16 protein-coding genes are annotated in these 19,370 nt (G+C 64.9%); 5 read left to right on the top strand and 11 right to left on the bottom strand.

From position 1 onward, the window contains the following. Nucleotides 1–1,319 precede the first annotated feature (1,319 nt). The gene (locus ACGG9C_RS16040; RefSeq protein ID WP_390178895.1) at nt 1,320–1,832 is read right to left on the bottom strand and encodes a glycosyltransferase; all 513 of its coding nucleotides are present in this window, start codon (nt 1,830–1,832) and stop codon (nt 1,320–1,322) included. Here ACGG9C_RS16040 and ACGG9C_RS16035 point away from each other — a divergent pair. Beyond that, a complete protein-coding gene (locus ACGG9C_RS16035) occupies nt 1,800–1,976 on the top strand; it encodes a hypothetical protein (RefSeq protein ID WP_390178896.1) in 177 nt (58 codons plus the stop codon). The genes ACGG9C_RS16040 and ACGG9C_RS16035 overlap by 33 nt on opposite strands. Before the next feature lie 629 nt (nt 1,977–2,605). On the opposite strand, the gene ACGG9C_RS16030 is transcribed toward ACGG9C_RS16035, so the two are convergent. Genes ACGG9C_RS16030 through ACGG9C_RS16020 form a run of 3 tightly spaced genes read right to left on the bottom strand, consistent with a single transcriptional unit; the run spans nt 2,606 to nt 5,545 of the window. Next, the gene (locus ACGG9C_RS16030; protein WP_390178891.1) at nt 2,606–3,856 is read right to left on the bottom strand and encodes a sulfate adenylyltransferase subunit 1; all 1,251 of its coding nucleotides are present in this window, start codon (nt 3,854–3,856) and stop codon (nt 2,606–2,608) included. Between the two features lie 2 nt (nt 3,857–3,858). Further along, complete coding sequence (cysD, locus tag ACGG9C_RS16025; protein WP_390178890.1) at nt 3,859–4,770, bottom strand: sulfate adenylyltransferase subunit CysD; 912 nt, start codon at nt 4,768–4,770, stop codon at nt 3,859–3,861. Nucleotide 4,771: 1 nt separating this feature from the next. Continuing rightward, nucleotides 4,772–5,545, bottom strand: coding sequence for a 3'(2'),5'-bisphosphate nucleotidase CysQ (locus ACGG9C_RS16020; protein ID WP_390178889.1), 774 nt, complete (start codon nt 5,543–5,545; stop codon nt 4,772–4,774). A gap of 208 nt (nt 5,546–5,753) precedes the next feature. On the opposite strand from ACGG9C_RS16020, the gene ACGG9C_RS16015 reads away from it, so the two are divergent. Beyond that, nucleotides 5,754–6,713 (top strand): sulfite exporter TauE/SafE family protein, encoded by a 960-nt coding sequence (locus ACGG9C_RS16015; protein WP_390178888.1) that lies wholly within the window; start codon nt 5,754–5,756, stop codon nt 6,711–6,713. Then, nucleotides 6,710–7,792: an adenylyl-sulfate kinase gene (cysC, locus tag ACGG9C_RS16010; RefSeq protein WP_390178887.1), complete on the top strand. Its 1,083-nt coding sequence runs from the start codon at nt 6,710–6,712 to the stop codon at nt 7,790–7,792. The genes ACGG9C_RS16015 and cysC overlap by 4 nt, the downstream gene beginning before the upstream one ends. Before the next feature lies 1 nt (nt 7,793). Here the strand turns inward: cysC and ACGG9C_RS16005 are convergent, their stop codons facing one another. Then, the gene (locus ACGG9C_RS16005; RefSeq protein ID WP_390178894.1) at nt 7,794–9,146 is read right to left on the bottom strand and encodes a sugar transferase; all 1,353 of its coding nucleotides are present in this window, start codon (nt 9,144–9,146) and stop codon (nt 7,794–7,796) included. 25 nt (nt 9,147–9,171) lie between these two features. On the opposite strand from ACGG9C_RS16005, the gene ACGG9C_RS16000 reads away from it, so the two are divergent. Continuing rightward, on the top strand, nt 9,172–9,384 hold the full coding sequence (locus ACGG9C_RS16000; RefSeq protein WP_390178886.1) for a hypothetical protein: 213 nt from the start codon (nt 9,172–9,174) through the stop codon (nt 9,382–9,384). A 244-nt stretch (nt 9,385–9,628) separates the two neighbouring features. Here ACGG9C_RS16000 and ACGG9C_RS15995 read toward each other — a convergent pair whose 3' ends face one another. Together ACGG9C_RS15995 and ACGG9C_RS15990 are read right to left on the bottom strand one after the other, a co-directional pair. After that, the gene (locus ACGG9C_RS15995; RefSeq protein ID WP_390178885.1) at nt 9,629–10,678 is read right to left on the bottom strand and encodes a hypothetical protein; all 1,050 of its coding nucleotides are present in this window, start codon (nt 10,676–10,678) and stop codon (nt 9,629–9,631) included. Nucleotides 10,679–10,781: 103 nt separating this feature from the next. After that, complete coding sequence (locus ACGG9C_RS15990; RefSeq protein ID WP_390178884.1) at nt 10,782–12,368, bottom strand: hypothetical protein; 1,587 nt, start codon at nt 12,366–12,368, stop codon at nt 10,782–10,784. A 335-nt stretch (nt 12,369–12,703) separates the two neighbouring features. Here ACGG9C_RS15990 and ACGG9C_RS15985 point away from each other — a divergent pair, with 335 nt between their 5' ends. Further along, entirely contained in the window at nt 12,704–14,125 is a 1,422-nt protein-coding gene (locus ACGG9C_RS15985; RefSeq protein WP_390178883.1) for a DUF222 domain-containing protein, read from the top strand. 277 nt (nt 14,126–14,402) lie between these two features. On the opposite strand, the gene ACGG9C_RS15980 is transcribed toward ACGG9C_RS15985, so the two are convergent. The 4 genes from ACGG9C_RS15980 to ACGG9C_RS15965 all read right to left on the bottom strand — a co-directional run bounded on the left by ACGG9C_RS15980 (nt 14,403) and on the right by ACGG9C_RS15965 (nt 19,359). Beyond that, entirely contained in the window at nt 14,403–15,968 is a 1,566-nt protein-coding gene (locus tag ACGG9C_RS15980) for a sugar transferase (RefSeq protein WP_390178893.1), read from the bottom strand. Between the two features lie 323 nt (nt 15,969–16,291). After that, a complete protein-coding gene (locus ACGG9C_RS15975; RefSeq protein WP_390178882.1) occupies nt 16,292–17,014 on the bottom strand; it encodes a DUF4760 domain-containing protein in 723 nt (240 codons plus the stop codon). Between the two features lie 82 nt (nt 17,015–17,096). After that, nucleotides 17,097–17,840: a hypothetical protein gene (locus ACGG9C_RS15970; RefSeq protein ID WP_390178881.1), complete on the bottom strand. Its 744-nt coding sequence runs from the start codon at nt 17,838–17,840 to the stop codon at nt 17,097–17,099. A 253-nt stretch (nt 17,841–18,093) separates the two neighbouring features. After that, on the bottom strand, nt 18,094–19,359 hold the full coding sequence (locus ACGG9C_RS15965; RefSeq protein WP_390178880.1) for a wax ester/triacylglycerol synthase domain-containing protein: 1,266 nt from the start codon (nt 19,357–19,359) through the stop codon (nt 18,094–18,096). Nucleotides 19,360–19,370: the final 11 nt, after the last annotated feature.

The following is a 19,370-nucleotide window of genomic DNA, read 5'->3' as shown; positions in this document are numbered from 1 at the left end:
GAGCGTTGTGCCGCTTCAACACATGAAGGATGGTTCCATTCTCAAGCTAAGGGATTGAGAATGGCCCTACCTTCTAAGAAAGAGTCTCGGCAATTCCGGAAGAGCGCGAGTAGCTGCTGCAATGATCATTGAGGTTGGTACCGCGTAGACTCCAATCAAGGGCACCGATGCAACTAGGATGAGGAGGCCCAGCAGGCTGCTTACTAGCGTGAGCACTATTGCTCGAAGGTATTTTCCTGCTGCGATCGCAAGAGTGTCTAGCGGCATGACCGCCGATCTGCTCGAAAATGATATGGCGCGAAAGCCCGCTAGTAGTCCGTCCACCGGGCGCCCAACCACCCTAGAGACTGCGTCTGACATGGCGGGAAGGATGGCGAGGGCGCCAGTGCCTACCGCAAATACTATTGCTCCATGGCGGACGAGTGATTTTCGCACTTCCTGCGTATTGCCTCGATGTTGATGTCGAATCGTGTCTGGCATGTATTGCGATAACAGCGCGGCACCAATTACGAAGACGGGTTGCGCTACGATCCTGGCCGCTTCCAGTTCCGCGAGGGCTGCAGCTGAAAGAAGTAATGCAACAATAGTGTTAGTCGTGTAGACGCTTCCCTGATAAACGAGGGCGCTTCCAGATGTTGCTAACGCTAGCATGGGTGTTAGCTTTGCGCGCCGTGGCTCAGCGGGAATACCCCGGTGCAACATCATCCCCACTATCGCGCTGATCATATTGCTCATTACCAGTAAGCCAAAGGGGAGAAGCGTCGAATGATTCGCGGAAAACGGAAGAAGCAAACCCGCGAGGATAACAGCGGTGACGGTAGAGAGGTTAATTCCTGAAATCAGGGCAGCCTTTAGGTGCTCACCTGATATGTGCAAACTAGCACGAACGTGGTCCTGCAGCGGCGAAACGACTACCCAAGCGGCCGCGCTGGCGGTGAGAATCCAGTATTGACCTACCTCAGTCTGCTGGGCGAGTGGCAGTCCTGCCGCACAGACGAGGGTCACGGCCAACGCCGTTGTGGGGGCCGCGGACACGAAGTCCCGTAGGTACGAGGTTCGGGTTGTGTTATCGAGTTTGTTGATGTGAATACGGTGCGGCAAGTATGCCATCTGCTGAGGGAGAGTCATGGAGCCGACAGCCGCACTAAAAATCAGTGCATACAGTGCAAGTCCATCGGAAGGCAATACCGCGACCGCGATCAGGCCCGCGGCAAAATTGGCTCCCGCGGATGCGCTAGCGTCGAGAACTGACGGCGTAGCTCCGACAATTCCGCGCCATCGACTCATTGTCTTTCTCCGGCGTTCCACATCTTGTGCGACTAACTCAACCCGGCTTGACCGTCATCAGAGGTGGTACTGCGACTCGAGGCGACCCGTCGAAGTTTCTCGGCGAGTCGGGCACGGTATGTATTGTCGGCCCAGAGCTCCGTGGTTATGCTCTGCGGGGGGTGGTCGAGAAGTTGCGCTAGCTTGGCGGGCAACTCGCGATCATCATGGCGCACGGGGGTACCGCCGGCAGACCGCACAAGAACTTCGGGTCCAGCTAGATCCAACACGACGGTCGGCAACCCGATGCGCAGAGCCTCGGCTACGGACCATGCGCATGCATCGTGGAAGCTGGGGTGTATTAGGGCCCGCGCCGTTGCCATCCGCTGCCACAGGTCGCCTCGTGCAAGTTTTCCAACAAATTCGACCCTATTTGTGACCCCGAGTTTGCGAGCCAATTTTGTTAGTCTTCGCTGATCGGGGCCGACGCCGTAGAAGACGGCGCGAACCGGCGATTCAGTGAGCGTAAGGGCATGGAGAAGCAGGGCACCGCCTTTCCAGCTCAAGATTCGGCCGACACATACAACGTCGAGGCTTTCGGTGGGCCGCCACGATACCGCAGGGGTCTGGATGCCGGCATTTGGGAGGACTTCCACTTCGCGATGGCGATCGAACCGATTGGCGACATCGTGGTTCTGTGCAAGCGTTAGCTTGGAGCGCTTGGCCAACTGGTAGGCGTGCAAGGCCCGAAAAATACCTTGAAATATTCTGCGTGATACTTCGTCAATGACCCCCCTAGCGCCGAGATACCGCCACAGGCGGGTGGGGGTCTTGGACACCCCCCCGACTGGACCCCACACTAGCGGAGTGTCGCGGAGGCGGAGGAGGCCGCATGGTAGCCAGTCACTTGCAAATGTCGCATGGTGGGCAACGCTGAAGCCCTGGTCCCTTTCCAATCGTTGAGCAAGCCGCGCGACCGCCGCCTGCCAGCGAATGTAGTAGAGGTAGCGGCCAATTGGCGTAGCTCGTCGGACGGCGTCCCATCTCGAACTCAAGCGCACTGTCGCAATGTTGAGAGATTGCTTGCCTAAGGAGTCAAGCGCGGCCTGTATCGGCTTTGCGTTGCCTGCCTGGGTGATCAGTGTCACGGAGTCCGCGGTGTCGAGCGCGGCTAGCAGCGAATTCCATCCCACGCCTGCCTCGCTTCCTCCTCCGGGCAAGCAAGCAAACGCGGAGAGCAGGACCGAAGGGATCGCGGGATGATGTGCACGCTCTTGATCGCCGGACACGTCGTTGGGAGACTTCAAGTCGCGCCACTTTCGCTTCAATTCGGGACGTCTTATTCTGCCGTGGTGATTGTTCCTGCGCCGGCAGTGCGATTAGTCGCTTCATCTACCAAGACGAACGCGCCCGTCGTGCGATTCTTCGCGTATTCGTCGGCCACGAGCGGAGTCGTCGTGCGCAATCTAACGCGACCAATCGAGTTGAGCCCGAGTTCGCTCGCCAGCTCGCTCCGGTGGAGCGTATTCACGTCGAGCTCGTAGGCAATCTCCTTCACCACAGCTCGCGCAGACCGCGTGGTGTGAAGGATGGAGAGCTTCTGCCCTACCGTGATTGGAACGTCGTCCATCCAGCAGACCATCGCGTCGATGTCTTGGCTGATCTCAGGATGGTTGCCCTTACGACAGATCACATCGCCGCGCGAGATATCAATGTCGTCGGCGAGCCGCACCGTCACAGACATCGGAGGGAATGCTTCGTCGACCGGTCCATCAGCCGTGTCGATCCCGACGACTTTCGAGGACAGCCCGCTCGGTAGCACGAGAACTTCGTCGCCGACCTTCATTACTCCACTGGCAACCTGGCCAGCATAGCCACGGTAGTCCCGATGCGCGCTCTGCTGTGGGCGGATCACGTGCTGCACCGGGAATCGTACGTCCTGTAGGTTGCGATCGCTGGCGATATAAACGTTCTCGAGGTGATGCAGCAGTGACGTGCCCTCGTACCAGGGCATGTTCTCGGAGCGGTTCACCACATTGTCGCCGGCGAGCGCCGACAATGGGATCGCCGTCATGTCTGTGATGTTGAGTTTCGAGGCGAATGCGAAGAACTCATCGCGGATCGCGTCGAAAACCTCCTGCGACCAGTCGACAAGGTCCATCTTGTTCACCGCAAGCACGATGTGGGGCACGCGAAGAAGCGATGCAATCGTGGCGTGGCGGCGGCTCTGCTCAAGGACGCCCTTCCGAGCGTCGACGAGCACGATGGCAAGGTCCGCCGTTGAGGCGCCCGTCACCATGTTCCGCGTGTACTGCGCGTGACCGGGGGTGTCCGCGATGATGAACTTGCGCTTCGGAGTGGCGAAGTAGCGGTAGGCGACATCGATGGTGATGCCCTGCTCGCGCTCGGCACGGAGTCCGTCGGTTAGCAGTGAGAGGTCGGTGTATTCGTCACCGCGGCCCTTGCTAGTCGCCTCGACGCTCTCGAGCTGGTCCTCAAAGATCGACTTGGAGTCATACAGCAGACGGCCGATGAGTGTGCTCTTGCCGTCGTCGACCGAACCCGCGGTCGCAAATCGCAACATGTCCATGTTTAGAAGTACCCCTGCTTCTTTCGGTCTTCCATTGCGGCCTCGCTCACGCGGTCGTCGCCACGTGTCGCGCCTCGCTCGGTCACACGCGTCGCGGCAACTTCTTCGATCACCAACTGCACCGTGTCGGCATCTGATGCCACAGCTGCGGTGAGCGTCGCGTCTCCGACCGTCCGGTAGCGAACCTTCCGCGTCTCGACGACCTCGCCGTCCTTCGGCTGGCAGAACTCATTCGCCGCGAAGAGCATGCCATTGCGCTCGAACACCTCGCGATCGTGCGCGTAGTAGATCGACGGAATCTCCACGTCGTACTCGGCGATGTACTGCCAGATATCGAGCTCGGTCCAGTTGGAGAGCGGGAATACGCGAATGCTTTCGCCCGGGTGTACGCGGCCGTTGTAGAGGTTCCAAAGCTCGGGGCGTTGGTTCTTCGGATCCCACTGCCCGAACTCGTCACGGAAGGAGAACACGCGCTCCTTAGCGCGTGCCTTCTCCTCGTCGCGCCGAGCGCCGCCCATGCAGGCGTCGAAACTGTTCTTCTCGATGGTGTCGAGGAGCACGGGTGTCTGGATTCGGTTGCGGGAGCCATTCGGCTCTTCCCGCACCTCGCCGCGGTCGATCGCGGCCTGCACAGAACCGACGACGAGCTGCAAGCCGTGCTTCTCGACGATCGCGTCGCGGTACTCGAGCACCTCGGGGAAGTTGTGCCCGGTGTCGACGTGAACGATCGGGAACGGAACTCGTGCGGGATAGAAGGCCTTCATTGCGAGGTGCAGAAGAACGATGGAGTCCTTGCCGCCGGAGAACAGCAGCGCCGGCTTCTCCATCTGCGCGACAACCTCGCGGATGATGTGGATCGACTCCGCCTCAAGCAGTTGCAGCTGAGTCAATTGGTACTGGTTAGGTGAAGTCACCTCAGGCCTCTCTGTCGGAGTCCACCGCGTCGGCGATGGCGGCGAGCACGCGTGGTGCGATCTCTGGTGCGCACACAACGAGGTCGGGAAGATACGGATCAGGCTGGTTGTAGACCATCTCGCTACCGTCGAGGCGCGAGGTGTGGAACCCGGCTGAGCGAGCGACGGCGATCGGAGCCGCGGAGTCCCACTCGAACTGGCCGCCGCCGTGCACATACAGGTCGACATCGCCGCGCACGGTGGCGCACACCTTCACGCCCGCGGAGCCCATCGGCACGAGTTCGGCATCGAGAGCTTCGGCGACGGACTCGACGAGTGCCGGCGGGCGTGAACGGCTGACCGCAATTCGCAGTTTCGGTGCGGGCTGGTGAAGCGGGAGGCCATCGGCCGTGGTCACGACGGTGTCGGGGCCGCCCAAGGCCACAGCTCCCGTCGTGAGCAGGCCGTCCTCCCAAAGCGCGACGTGCACTGCCCAGTCGTCCCGGCCCTCGGAGTACTCACGCGTGCCGTCGAGCGGGTCGATGATCCACACACGGCTCGCACTGAGTCGAGCGGCAGAGTCCTTGGCCTCCTCGCTGAGCACGGCGTCGTTCGGACGGTGCTCCGCAAGAAGAGCGGCAATGTGGGCCTGCGCGCCCGCGTCGCCTGCGTTCTTCAGGGCACGTCCGTCTGAGGTGCCGACCTGCTCTCGGATGGCGAGAAGCTCAGCGGCTGCGGTGCGCGCAACGTGGCGCGCGAACTCGACGTCGGAAACGGGCGCGAGCGAGGATGTCACAGTGCGGATGCCAATCTGGGGAAGACAAGTCTGACCATAGCGCAGCCGCCGTGGATGCTGACAACAGTGAACACCGTCTGCGTTACATGCGTGTGACGATCGAATGCTATCTTCACCGTTGCCCGCCCATCTTGATGGAAGGTTGGCGCATGACGCCACTCAAAGGCATCGCAAGTTTCGGTCGTAGCCGTGCGAGCAGGGGGATGTAGTGGATTGGGGACTCGCGCTCGCCGCGCTCGGGATCGGTGTCGTCGTCGGCCTCACCGGAATGGGCGGCGGTGCTCTCATGACGCCGGTGCTCGTGCTCTTCTTCGGTGTTCCCCCGCTGACTGCGGTGTCGAGCGACCTGATCGTCAGCGCAGCGATGAAGCCGGTGGGCTCCGTTGTGCACATGCGACACGGAACCGTTCACTGGAAGCTCGTGCTGTGGCTCGTGATCGGTTCGGTGCCGGCCGCGTTCTCGGGTGCGCTCATCATCGCGCTGCTGGGGCCCATCGCGGGCCTCTCCGCCTTCGTCAAAACGGCGCTCGGTGTTGTGCTGCTGATTGCCGCGACCGGTCTGATCGTGCGCTCCTACTTCGCGCTTGCCGAGTACGCCCGGCACCGGCGCGGTGATCGGGACCTGCCGTCGAGCGGTTACCAGGCCGAGGTGCAGGTGCGCATCCTGCCGACGCTCATCGTAGGAATCGTCGGCGGGCTGATGGTCGGTCTGACGTCCGTCGGATCGGGGTCGTTCATCATCATCGCGCTGATGCTGTTGTATCCGATGCTGACGGCAAACAAGCTCGTCGGGACCGACCTCGTGCAAGCCGTACCGCTTGTGATCGCCGCCGCAGCGGGCCACCTGCTCTTCGGAGATGTCGACTGGGGCATCGTCTGGCCGCTCGTGGTCGGAAGCATCCCGGGGGCGTTCATCGGAGCCCAGCTCTCATCGCGTATCTCGGGCGGAATCGTTCGGCGCGCGCTCGCTCTCGTGTTGCTCGTGGCCGGCCTCAAGATGCTGAACGTGAGCAACGAACTGACTCTTGCGGCGCTCGTGGCGGCATTCCTCGGTGGCACGATCGGGTGGATGGTTGTTCGCAGGCAGCACGGTCTTCCCCCCACCGCACGGCAGGAACGAAAGATCAAAGAGCGGGAGCGCCGCGAGGCGGAGGAATCCAACGCATGAGACACACCCTCACCGAGCGTCAGCTGGCAGAGATCGAACTGGTGCTCGCGGGGGCGTGGGGCGAGTCGAGGCTTGACCGGCGCGGAGCTGGGCGACTTGTTCTTCCCGTCGCGCCCGCTGTCGGGGAACAGCTGGAACTCCTAGACCGCGAGGGCACGCCTGTGGCCCATGCCAACGTCGAGCACACGCTCGCGGTGGACGGGGGGCACCTCGTCATTGGCCCTGTGCGGCCGCTGAAGCCGCTCGGGCACCGTCAGGCCGCCCATGCGCGGTTGACGGGCGTGACGGAGCCTCTGACCGGCGCTGCTCGGCTGCTCACGGGCGATGCGGTGGCGGAGGTGCTTGACGTGCCTAGCGCGGTGATCGTTGTCGACAACGGCGCTCCAGGGTCATTGCGTCGTTCGATCCGACGTCTGACCGAAGCTGGAGTCGACTACCGTGTTCTACCTGTGCCGGACCCCGACGTGCGCAGCGAAGCAGAGTGGCGAGACGCCCTTGTCGCCGCCGCTAAGAACCTCGCGGGGGTTCCCGTTGAGCTTGTCGAGACGCCGCGACACTCGGGATCGGGCGCTGTTGTGCTGCTCACCGGCCTCTCGGGCTCTGGGAAGTCCACGGTGGCGAAGCTTGTCGCGGAACGCCTCTCGCTCGAGAGCCAACGTGAGGTGACACTGCTAGACGGCGACGAGGTGCGTCAGGTGCTCTCCTCCGGCCTCGGGTTCTCGCGCGAGGACCGCGAGATGAACGTTCGCCGCATCGGGTGGGTCGCTGCGCTCGTTGCGCGATACGAAGGAATCGCCATCTGTGCGCCGATCGCTCCGTACGCATCGATGAGGGCCGAGATGCGCGCGCAGGCGGAGGCCGTCGGTCGGTTTGTGCTGGTACATGTGAGCACGCCCCTCGAGGTGTGCGAGGCGCGCGATCGGAAGGGCCTGTACGCCAAGGCGCGGCGCGGCGAGATCCCTCAGTTCACCGGAATCAGCGACCCCTACGAGGTGCCCACCGATGCGGATCTTGTCATCGACACGAGCGAGCTGACCGTCGAAGAATGCGTCGAGCGGGTGCTCGCGGTGGTGCGTTGATCTAAGCCGCTGTCTTGCCTGGGCGCAGAACGGCCTTGGCCGTCTTGGCGACGATCGCGACATCGGTCAGGAGTGACCAGTTCTCAACGTAGGAGAGGTCGAGGCGAACGGTGTCTTCCCACGAGAGCGTCGAGCGTCCGCTGACCTGCCAGAGGCCCGTGATGCCCGGCTTCACGATGAAGCGGCGGTGTACATGATCTGCGTACTGCGCCACCTCTGACGGAAGAGGCGGTCGCGGACCGACAAGTGACATCGAGCCGCCGATCACGTTGAAGAGCTGCGGGAGCTCGTCGAGGCTGAACTTGCGCATGATCCGGCCGATCGCGGTGACCCGCGGGTCGTTCTGCATCTTGAAGAGCACTTCGTTACCGGCGTCGCGCTGCTGCTCGGCGAGCTTCTCGAGCAACTCCTCGGCATTGACCACCATCGAGCGGAACTTGATCATGGTGAACTCTTTGCCACGAATGCCGACGCGGGTCTGGCGGAAGAAAACCGGACCCTCGCTCGAGAGTCGGACGGTGATGGCGAGGAAGGCGAGCAGTGGGCTGAGAACGATCACGCCGAGCACACTGGCCACCAGGTCGACCATGCGCTTGAGGAAGAGCTGCCCCTTCGTGAAGCGAGGAGTCTCGACGTGGATCAGCGGGAGTCCCGCGACCGGGCGCGTGTGAAGACGTGGGCCGGCGATGTCGACGATGCTGGGCGCGAGCACGAGGTGCTGCTTGCCGGCCTCAAGGCGCCATGAGATCTGCTTGACCTTGTCGGGAGGCAGCTCGTCGGTGCTCGTGACGGCGACGGTGTCGGCGCCGGTCGTGGCGAGCGCGGATTCGACGTCGTCTATCCCCCCGAGAACCGGGAGCGATCCGTTGCGGAGGGTGAGCGCGCGACCGTGCGAGGTGGTGCAGGCACCCACCACGGCATAGCCGGCTGATGGCATTCGTTCCAGTTCGCGCGCGATCTGGGTGACGGAGTCAGGAGAGCCGACGAGGAGCACTCGCGCGGAGTACTCGTTCATCGAGCGGTGAGCGATCAGCCACTGCCTCCACATCCACCGCGAGAAGACGAGCACGAGGATTCCGGCGGGGAGGCTGAGGAGGAGGTAACCGCGAGCCACCTCGATTCTCAGCAAGAAAGCCGTGATTGCGATGAAGCCGAAGAGGGTGAGGCTCGCGTTCGCGACCCGCACATACTCAGCCGTTCCAGTGCCGATCACCCGCTCGCTGCGGGAGTCGATCAGGCTGAGTGCCCACATCCAGAGCACGACGAGGCCGGCAGAGAACATCCAGTAGGAGACATCAGTGATGGCGGCGTTCTCGTGGATCGCGAGATCGACGTTGCCGGTGCCGAACCACACGATCTGCGCGCCGAAGACGACCCAGATGAGCACGAAGAGATCGCTCACTCGCAGCCGACGCGAGAAGCGCTTCCGCCAGTTGCGCTGCCTCGGCGACGGGCGTAACGGCGGCGTGGACGTCGCCGCGGTCATCGGTGTTGCTGCTGCATCTGTCGACGTCATTGTCGTGTCGCGATCAAGAATCGACACGATTGCCTTTCACTTCTGGTTCTCCCCAACAGAACGAAGTGCCTCCTGATGAGACGGATCTCATTGGGTGACAACTCGTCGAGCATAGCGGGATACGCGCATGCATCCAGGACGAGGAGGGTGGGTGCAGTCAGAAGTTAACGTGATCGACCCATGTTTGTCTGTCCCCTCTTTGGGGGATACGTGGGTGCATCGGGGGCGCGGCGTTTGGGGGTGTGTGGTTGAGAGCTGCGGGTTGCGGGGTTTCGATACGCCGCCTGCGGCGGCTACTCAACCACCGGGGTGGTCGGCGGCTACTCAACCACCGGGGGGTTGGGGGTTGGCAGCGGGGGGTTGAGGGAGAAGGTCGCCGCGAAGGCGTTCAGCGTTGGAATCAGGTTGGAGTCCTCGATCGCTATGCGCGTGAAATGGGAGTGATAGACCTTCACGTTGGCTGCGCCGTGCAGCCAACGCAGGTTGATGGTCGACCGGCGGGCGAGCTCCTGCGTCGTCGACGGCGCGACATGCACGGCGGTCGGCGTCGCGCTGATCACATCGAGCAGCTGGTGCGCGTGGAGCGCACCGCGCACCTGATTCGCGTGGTAGCACTCCAGCGACGTTCGGTCCTTCGTCGACAACGCCCGGGCCGGCGACCAGATCGCTCGGCTGCGGGCGCCCGCCATCCGCACCGAGTCGTTGCCCTTTCCGCTCTTTGAGGGGATCACCGCCGTCCACCCTGGCGGCTGGCCCGGGTAGCAGAAGCTCCTCAGCAGGCGAGTCGCCTGGGCTGTGGTGAAGGGCGCACTCGTGCCGACCACGGTGGTCACGATCGTGGGGTCTGGATCGCGATGGGAGCGCCCTCGTGCTGCGCCGAAGAGCTCCTCCTCCCATGCATCCAGGAGCCAGTGCAGGGTCGCCTTGATGGAGTGCTCGTTGCCGGAGGCATCCGTGACCACGTGTTCGGTTGCGATGCGCGCGTGCAGGTCGACCGCGTCGTCTGGCTGGAGGGTGATGTCGACGGTGGCGGTGATAGCCACACTCGCTCCGCCGGGGTGCGCATACCGTTCGGCGGTCAGCGTCACACCGGGGACCGTGGTGTCGACAGTGACCGCGTCGGGGCTTTTCAGCGGAGCCTGTTTCTCCCACGCTCCCGCCGCATCTTTGCTCGGCACCGTCGATGCCCAGTACCGGCTGGGCTCGGGGTCGACCGTCCATGGGGGAGCGACGGGCGTCGTGCCGAGCGCCCCGGTATCGAACGCCTGCACGTAGGCGGAGCGCTGTGCCAGTCCGCCGCCCGAAGCGATCAGATCGGGGAGAGCGGAAGAGAGCGTGAAGCTGATGAGCATCCGCTCGATCGTTGCCATGGTGCCTCCGTTGGTGGTAGTCAAGGTGGTGACTGAACAACCGTCGTTCGACGGGTTGGGGCCGCCCGATGGCGGGCCTTGACCGGGCTTCGGCCCGGTCATTTCATGTCAGCCGCACCGGAGAAATCGTTCCGTGATTCGACAGGGCCGATGTCTTCACCTCGCGCACCGACGCGCCGCCGGGAACGAAGGCGATCGTGTTTTCTGGGCGGCCGCGGCGCAACGCGCGGTAGAGGGCGCGGGCGCTCCGTGCGGTGATCGCGGCATCGAGGTCGTCGGGATTGCCGCCGCTCACCTGCATCACCGGCGCCACGAGCGCCATGTCGAAGCCGGAACGAAGCACGATCGCCGTCTGCTCAGCGCCGTCTTCGGCTCTCACCGTCGCCGACGGGATGTTCAGCTGACGCGGACGCCACCGCATCTTCCACAGCAACCGCGCCGGCGAATCGCCCGGCTCGAAACGGAACGATCTGATCAGCTGGTGGGCCAGCACCAAGAGCAACCAGACCGCCACCCCGGCTGCGAGGGCGAAGACCATGAGGCCCACCACATCGGAGAACCCGTAGACATCCGGGAACTGCCGGTCGAACAGCGCGTTGTAGACCACCGGGAACAGGAAGGCCGGGAAGAGCGAGACGATGCCCAGCGCGGCCGTGGCGGCGAGGCCGGATCCGCTCGTGAGATCGAACCGGTTCTTGGGTGATACCCGGGTGTACAGAACCCACACGACCAGCACGAACAGTACACCCGGGACGATCCAGAACGCCGGTGCCAAGGCGGCGGTGAAGACCGTGGTGACATCCGACTCGCCGAACACGCTCACCGTCAGCGAATGGCTGGCGGAGGCGAAGCCCGCCGTCGACGAGTCGAGCTGGGAGTAGCCGAGATCGAGCACGATCAACGCCGTGCCCGGGCGCACACCGTCGTCGGCTTCGACATTCACCAGGAGCGTCACGCCCCCGCCGGGTGCGACCACGATCGGGTCGGTGAGGCGCAAGCGGCCGGGCTCGCCGGTGGCGCCCTCGCCGCTGACGGAGACGGTGAGGAAGGAGGGGTAGGTGATGACCGCCGACTCGATCGTCTGCTCCGCGGTGCTGGAGTTCGTGATCAAGAAGATCAGATCGGTCGCTCGGGTGTCGACGAGCGACGTGGGGCCCTGTGCGGTGACGGCGAGAGGGCCCGGCGCGGCCGTCGGCCATGTCGCCGGCGTGACGGTGAGCGTCGCGGCCTCCTGCCGGAGGGTGTCACCGAGGCGGTAGGTGACGTCTGCGACGAGCGTTGTCGGCCCGGGGAGCTGTGCGACCACGGTGACCTCGGCGAGGAGGAGTAGCGACCCGCCAGCCGGGATCGTGGCGGAGGCGTTGTCGCCGACGGCCTGCGGTTGGGTGGTGAAGGCGACGGTGACGTCGTCGCGGGAGATCTTGCCGACCCGCAGCTGCGTCATCGGCTGGTCGGAGCCGTTGTCGATCGACAGCGCCGTCGTGACCGTCTCGCCGCGGACCGCCGTGAGGGTGTTCGGGGTGAAGGTGATGGATACGGGGGTGGCGGTTGCGGTGGCGGTTGCGGTTCTGGCGGGGGCTGCGGTGAGGGTGATGGCTGAGGTTGTGGAGGCGGCCGCGGGAGCGGCGGTGATCAGGAGCATTGCCGCGGCGATCGTCGCGGAGACACCCAGCCGGCTGAAGCGCCGCATCCCGAACCCCCTCGTTGCACCATCGGTGGCGCCCACAGTAGGGGAACGCGGCTCCGCAGGGTATAGGGATCTCGTGCGCGGGTGGGTGGGGCGCCCCGCGGTGCGCTCGGTTCGCGACGGGATGGCGGTCGAGATGCCGGCAGATGGGCGGGGGAAGCGATTGAGTCATGCGTCAGCGCCCGGGTTTGAGCGCGCGAAAGGCATGGTCTCGGCGGAAAGGCATGGTCTCGTGAAGAAGTTTGTCGATTTCACGTGCAATCGGCGCTTTTGTGGGCTGGAATGTCGGTGGCCCTCCCTAGTCTGAAAGTAGATCGAAGCAACGGATCGGGGCGAAAATGAGCGACGAAAAGCAGCGCGAGGCGGATGCTCTCCGTACGCGCGAACTCGTCGCCGAAGCAAGCCGATTTCGGGCTCTCGCGGCGTACGCGCTCGCCGAGTTGGAGCGCACGCACGCGGATGCGTTCGCGTTGGTGCAGGAGCAGACGTCGCGGTTGCGTGATGCGTCGACGCGGGAGCGGGAGATGCCGTTGCGGTCGATGGCGGCGGAGCTCGCTGTGGACGCGCGGGTGAGTGATCGGACGTTGCAGTCGCAGTTGTTCGAGGCGCATCGCACGGTGACGCAGTTCGCGGCTTCATGGGAAGCCTGGCGGGACGGCCGAGTGTCTCGTGCGCATGTTCGGGTGATCGTCGACGCCGGCGCCAACCTGGTCGATGACGACGCGCGGGCGGCATACGAGACCGAAGTGCTCGCCTACGCAGAGACAACCTCGGCGGGTCGGGTGCGGCCGTTTGCCGAGCAGGTAGCGGAGAAGCACAATCCGAAGTCGATGCAGGAACGCCATGATGAGGCGGTGTTGGACCGGCGGGTGTGGGTGGAAGACCTGCGTGACGGGATGTCGATGCTGGGGGTGATCGGGCCGTCGGTTGAGGTGCACGGGGTGCATGACCGGTTGACGCGGCAGGGGAAGGCGATCAAGGCCGTTGACCGTGCCGCTCGCCGGGAAGCCGCGGCGCGAGACGCTGCCGCAGATGTGGCGGAGCCGACTGTGGCCGACGCAACCGACACAACCGACGCACCCGGCCCTGGCGGGGCGGCCGAGCCCGCTGAGGTGTGGTTTGACGAGCGGACGCTGGATCAGATCCGGGCCGACGTGCTGTTGGACATGTTGCTCACCTCGTCACCGTCGGTCGACCCGACCGGAGGTGCCGTCGAGGGTGGGTTGGGTGCGATTCGAGCGCACGTGCAGGTCACGGTGCCGGCGACGACCCTCGCGGGAACCACCACCGGTGGAGCAGAACTGGACGGAAAGTGCGCCGTCGACCCCGAGACGGCGAAGATCCTCGCCGGGAACGTTCCGAGCTTCGATCGGGTGTTCCTCGATCCGATCACTGGGGCGGTGCTGGCCGTGGACCGGAGGTTTGTGACGGCGGAGCAGAAGCGGTACCTGGTGGCGCGGGATATCCGGTGCCGATTCCCCGGCTGCCGGCGCCCCGCGCGGGATTGCGACTGGGACCACCGCGAGGATTGGGCTTTGGGCGGGAAGACCGATGTCGACAATGTCGGGGCGTTCTGCAGACGGCACCATGCGATGAAGCAGGCCGCCGGGTGGAAGGTCGTGCAAGAACCGGGCGGTAGGTTGCGGTTCACCGCGCCGTCGGGGTTGGAGTACACCGACGATCCACCACCGCGGGTGGTGTTCATGCCCGATCCACCACCGGCTCAGGACACAGCCGGTGAGGTGGTCGCGCCCTTCTGACCCGGGTCAGCGGGCAGGAGCGCGTGGCGGGACGTTTCGTCTCGCTACGCTCGCTCAACGACCGGGTGGGGCGGGTAGATGCGCGTGGCGGGACGTTTCGTCTCGCTTCGCTCGCTCAACGACCGGACGGGGCGAGTAGATGCGCGTGGCGGGACGTTTCGTCTCGCTTCGCTCGCTCAACGACCGGGTGGGGCGTGTGTGTGTTGTGGGGCGCGTTTCGTATTGCTCGGCTCGCCTGTGCATGGATACTCCAGGAGTTCGTCGGGAGAGCCCGACCTCAGGACGCCGTCTCGCCCGGGCTCACGACCGCCTTCGCGGTCTTCAGCAGGATCGCGATGTCGCTGAGCAGTGACCAGTTCTCGACGTAGGAGAGGTCGAGACGCACCGACTGATCCCAGGACAGGGTGGAACGGCCGCTCACCTGCCAGAGGCCGGTGATGCCGGGCTTCGCGAGGAAGCGGCGGTGCACGTGATCGGCATACTGCGCCACTTCCGACGGCAGCGGCGGCCGCGGGCCGACGAGCGACATGGAGCCGCCGATCACGTTGAACAGCTGCGGCAGCTCGTCGAGGCTGAACTTGCGCATGATCTTGCCGACCGGCGTGACCCGGGGGTCATCCGTCATCTTGAACAGCACCTCGTTGCCCGAATCGCGCTGCTGGCGGGCGAGGTTCTCGAGCATGTCTTCGGCGTTGACGACCATCGAGCGGAACTTCAGCATCGTGAACTTGCGACCGCGCAGGCCGATGCGGGTCTGTCGGAACAGCACCGGCCCCTGACTCGACAGCCGCACCGTGATGGCGAGGAACGCCAGCACCGGACTCAGCGCGATCACCCCGAGAACACTCGCGATGAGATCGACCATGCGCTTCAGGAACAGCTGGCCCTTGCTGAACCGAGGCGTCTCCACGTGGATGAGGGGGAGACCCGCGACCGGGCGCGTGTGCAGTCGGGGCCCGGCGATGTCGATGATGCTCGGCGCGAGCACGAGGTGCTGCTTGCCGGCTTCGAGGCTCCATGAGATCTGCTTGACCTTGTCCGGCGGCAGGTCGTCGGTGCTGGTGACGGCGACCGTGTCGGCGCCGGTAGCGGCGATCGCGCGATCGACGGCGTTGACCGAGCCCATGACGGGAATGTCGGTGCCCGCGATCCTCGAGGCCACAGCGGCGTTCGGAACGCACGCTCCGACGACGAGATATCCCGCGGCGGGCGTGCGCTGCAGTTCATGGGCGATCTGGGTGACCGACTGCGCGGAGCCGACGAGCAGCACCCGCGCGGAGTACTCCTTCATCGACCGCCGCGCGATCAGCCAGTGCCGCCACAGCCATCGCTCGAGCACGAGCACGAGCACACCCGCCGGGAGACTCAGCAGCAGGTAGCCGCGGGCGACTTCGATGCCCAGCAGGAACGAGGCGATCGCGATGAAGCCGAAGAGCGTCAGGCTCGCGTTCGCCACCCTGATGTACTCGGTGGTGCCATGGCCGATGACGCGATCGCTGCGGGAATCGATGAGGGTCAGTGCCCACATCCATGCCAGCACCAGAGCCGTCGAGAACAACCAGTACGACACCGCGCTGATCGCGGCGTTCTCATGGATCGCGAGGTCGACGTTGCCGGTGCCGAACCATACCAGCTGTGCGCCGAAGACCACCCAGACGAGCACGAACAGGTCGCTGAACCACAGCCGCCGCGCGTAGTGCGTGCGCCAGCGCGACGCAGACGTCGTCGAGGGGTGCGCTGCGTCGGCCGTCGCGGCCGACGTCGGAGCCCCCTGCCCGGGCGCACCGATGGTCGGTGAATCCGGCGACGTCGTTGTCGTGTCGTTTTCTATCGTCGACACGATGTGCCTTTCATTTCGATCTCCCCAGGAACGAAATACATCGGCGAAGAGCGAACTCAACGACGGTGCACGTCCACAGCATAGGGAGCGGACTGTGTCGCGCGGGTTACGTTTTGCCCCGGCACCTGTTCGTCAGACGGGGGGTAGCGCTCAAGGGTGCGCATGCCTCAGAATCGCTGCACATGAACTCGCCTGTGAACGACCTCCAAGATCGGGCCATTCGGAGTACGATCGGGTAAGTTCGAACCTCTGTCTGGGAAGAAGGAAGCTATGAGCAAGCGATTCGAAGAAGAGGACGTCGACTGAGACGCCCTCCGCCCTGACTCTTAAGGTTGGCGCCGCAGAGACTCGAGTCTCTCGGCGTCAACTTCTTTGTATCGGATCTGCATCGCCAGTTTCTCCAACGCCACGTATGCCTTCTCCTGGCGTCGTTGCGGCTCCGGGTGGGTACGGCGGATGGCGATGTACGGTTCGAATCGCTCAAAGGTGCGCTTGATGATCGTGCCGCCGGCGTCCACCAGCACCGCCCGTCGGTAAACCCCCAGCTCCACGCCCACTGCAAGCCGTTCAAGCCCATTCAGAACCGCGACGGCGGCGTGAACGAGATTGGTTCGCTCCGTTTCGGTGAACAGCGGCGGCGTGGTTCCGCGGCGCACGAGCACTCCCAGGATGCGGATCGGCCGTGTCGGAAGCTCGGCGCTCCCTTGTGCGAGGGCCTGCGCCTGAGCGGACGTCAATTCGCGAGGGCCGAGCATTTTCGAGATCAGCTTGCGCTCGGCGACGGTGTCGTCGGACCATTTGGTCCATGCCTCGAGTGTCGCCTGGCGGCGCGTCGCACGCCAGTTCATCCACGTGGCGAACGTGACGGTCACCAACGATGCCAGGGCGATGACGGCGCCGGCAAGAGCCGCGTGTTCGCGAGCGAAGGCCACGTGCGGAGACAGGTCGACATCGCGCAGCAGAAGGGCGACGATAACCGCCACCGTCGCAGCGAGGAGGACGGAAACCACGTGTATCGCCTTGATCTTCCGCAGCATTCCCCAGTTCACAGACCGTGCTTACCACGAGCGAAGAGGTAACGAGGCGCACAGTCCCCAGGGCGAGAACAGCCGGGACCGACGTGCTATGAGGTCATGACGCGCCGAACGCGGGCTGCGTGCGTCGGCTGCGCCGTATCGGTTCGGGCGCCGCCGCCGGCAGGTGCTTCGCGTCGACGTTGATGCGCACGAGGTAGATCACCACGAGCGAGAGCACCACCATCTCGCCGGAGTCCTCGACGAACCCGAGCGAGCGGTCGATGAGACGGATATCGAGGAAGAACGAGTGCACGATGTCGACCAGCACCGCGAACACCAGCAGCGTCGCGACGAGAAGTGCGATGGTGCGATGGATCAGTCGAGTGCGCGCATCCGCCCTCAGATAGGCGATCACGATCGGTGTCGCGAACACCAGCAGGGCCACACCCGACACGGCGAGCTCGCCGAGCGTCTGCGGCCCGACGGGGCCGATGCCGAACGCCCATGGCTGCATCGCGTAGACGAAGCCGACCACCTCGTGCACCATGAACGCGTCATCGACGAAGAAGTACAGGAAGAGCGGGATCCACGCGGCGACGGACCAGCTGCGGCGCGCGACGGCGAACATCGCCAGCAGCACCACCACCCACAGGTACTTCACGTATTGGTACGCCTCGCCGTAGCTGCCGTCCATGTCGACGCGCAGCACGTTCGGCGCATCCCACCCGACCATCACCACGACGTGGATGAGCCCCAGGGCCACATCGACGCCGAGCACCATGGCGGCGATGAGCACCACCGAGCGCTGATTGCGGAACAGCCATTTCCCCTCGTGCGCAAGCGCGGTGAAGACAGACATCCGTGGACCTCCCCAGTGGTCCTCGCGGTGTCGACTGCCGCATGCTGCTTCGCACGGAGGCGACGCCTAACGATCATCGTTTGCCGGGGAGTCTAGAACCGTTCACCCGTGGTTCAGGATTTGTTTACCTGGTGGTAACCGGTGGAGGCCGCGTTTCGTCTCGCCTGCGGCTCGCTCAACGACCGGGAGGCGTGCGGGGTGCGTTTCGTCTCGCCTGCGGCTCGCTCAACGACCGGGAGGGGGGACCGCTCGCTCAACGACCGGGGGAGGCGGGTGGGGTGGTGAGGAAGGTGGCGAGGGTGTCGAGGAGGGAAGGGAGCGGCGTTGACTGCTGGGTCGTCGCCGTCAGGGTGAGGCGACCGTCGTAGAGGATCGCGAACATCGACTGCTCGTCGTCCGGCAGGGAGGCGGGGAGCACGATGACCTCGTCGAGCGACGCGCCCAGCAGGAACCGGGTGCGCGAAACCCAGGGCACGAGCGTCGCGTAGCCGATCTCGCGGGCGGTGACGGGCGGCGTGTGTGCGTCGGCGCGGGCGTCTGCGAGCTGACGCTTCACCGTGGCGACGAGGTCGACCGACGAGCCCGAGCGGTCGCCATGGATCGCGGCGTCGGCGACGCGGTTGCGGCTGCCTTCCGTGGGCTTGCGCAGCACCGGAACCCGCACCCGCACCGGGCCGCCATCGACCGAACCGGCGTGGATAGCCGCGGCCACGACGAGATCGTTCATCGTTCCGTCGAGCTGGGTAGCCGTCTGCTGCACGATGCTCGCGTCGAGGGTGCGGTGTCCGGAGTGCGTGGTCACCGCACGGGCCGGGTGATCCCTGAGGCGTCGGGTGACCCGTGCAACCACGCGCCGCGCGCGCCGGAGCACCGGCTTGCGCAGATACGCCCGCACGCGACCGCGCATGTCCGCCGAGGCGCGCCACCAGGTCGTCCACGCGAGCAGGGGGAGCTCGATCGACCCGGCCGGGCGCTCGTCACGGAAGAGGGGCTCGCCGGGGTCGGGGGCGGCATCCACCTTCGATGTCGTCAGCGCGCGCAGGAAGGTGAGCGTGCGCAGCGCATCGCCGCCGGCGTGATGCATGAGGATGCCGAGCGCGACGCGACCGTCGGTGAGGGGCGTCACCTGCAGACGCCACAACGGTTTGTCGGCGTCGAGGGGACCCTCCTCCCACCCGATGAGGGTGCGGAGGTTGTCGTCGGACAGCGCGGTCTCGGCGCCGAAGCGCACGTGATCGTCGATGCGGATGCCGGCCAGCACCCACGCTGGGGGAGTGAGACCGAGGAATGAGCGCTGCAGCCGCAGGTGGGCGTAGGGCACCCCACGCGTTGCCGACTCCACCCACGCGGTGATCGCCCGTTCGTCGAGGCTCCCGTCTTCGCGGCGCAGCGTGCCGCCGTCGAGCACCGCCACCCCCTGCATGTGCATCGAGACGAAGGTCTCGGTCGTGCCGACATAGCCCTCCTCCCACACCTGCATGAATTCGGCGTGCGGGCGTCGTGCGGGCCGTCGTGTCATGTGCGTTCCCC

This window comes from Microbacterium sp. MTN4-26 (assembly GCF_042846595.1).
In the GTDB taxonomy this organism is placed as follows: Bacteria; Actinomycetota; Actinomycetes; order Actinomycetales; family Microbacteriaceae; genus Microbacterium; species Microbacterium luteum.
Note: the sequence above shows the minus strand (reverse complement) of the source record. Positions and strands in the feature narration are given on the sequence as shown.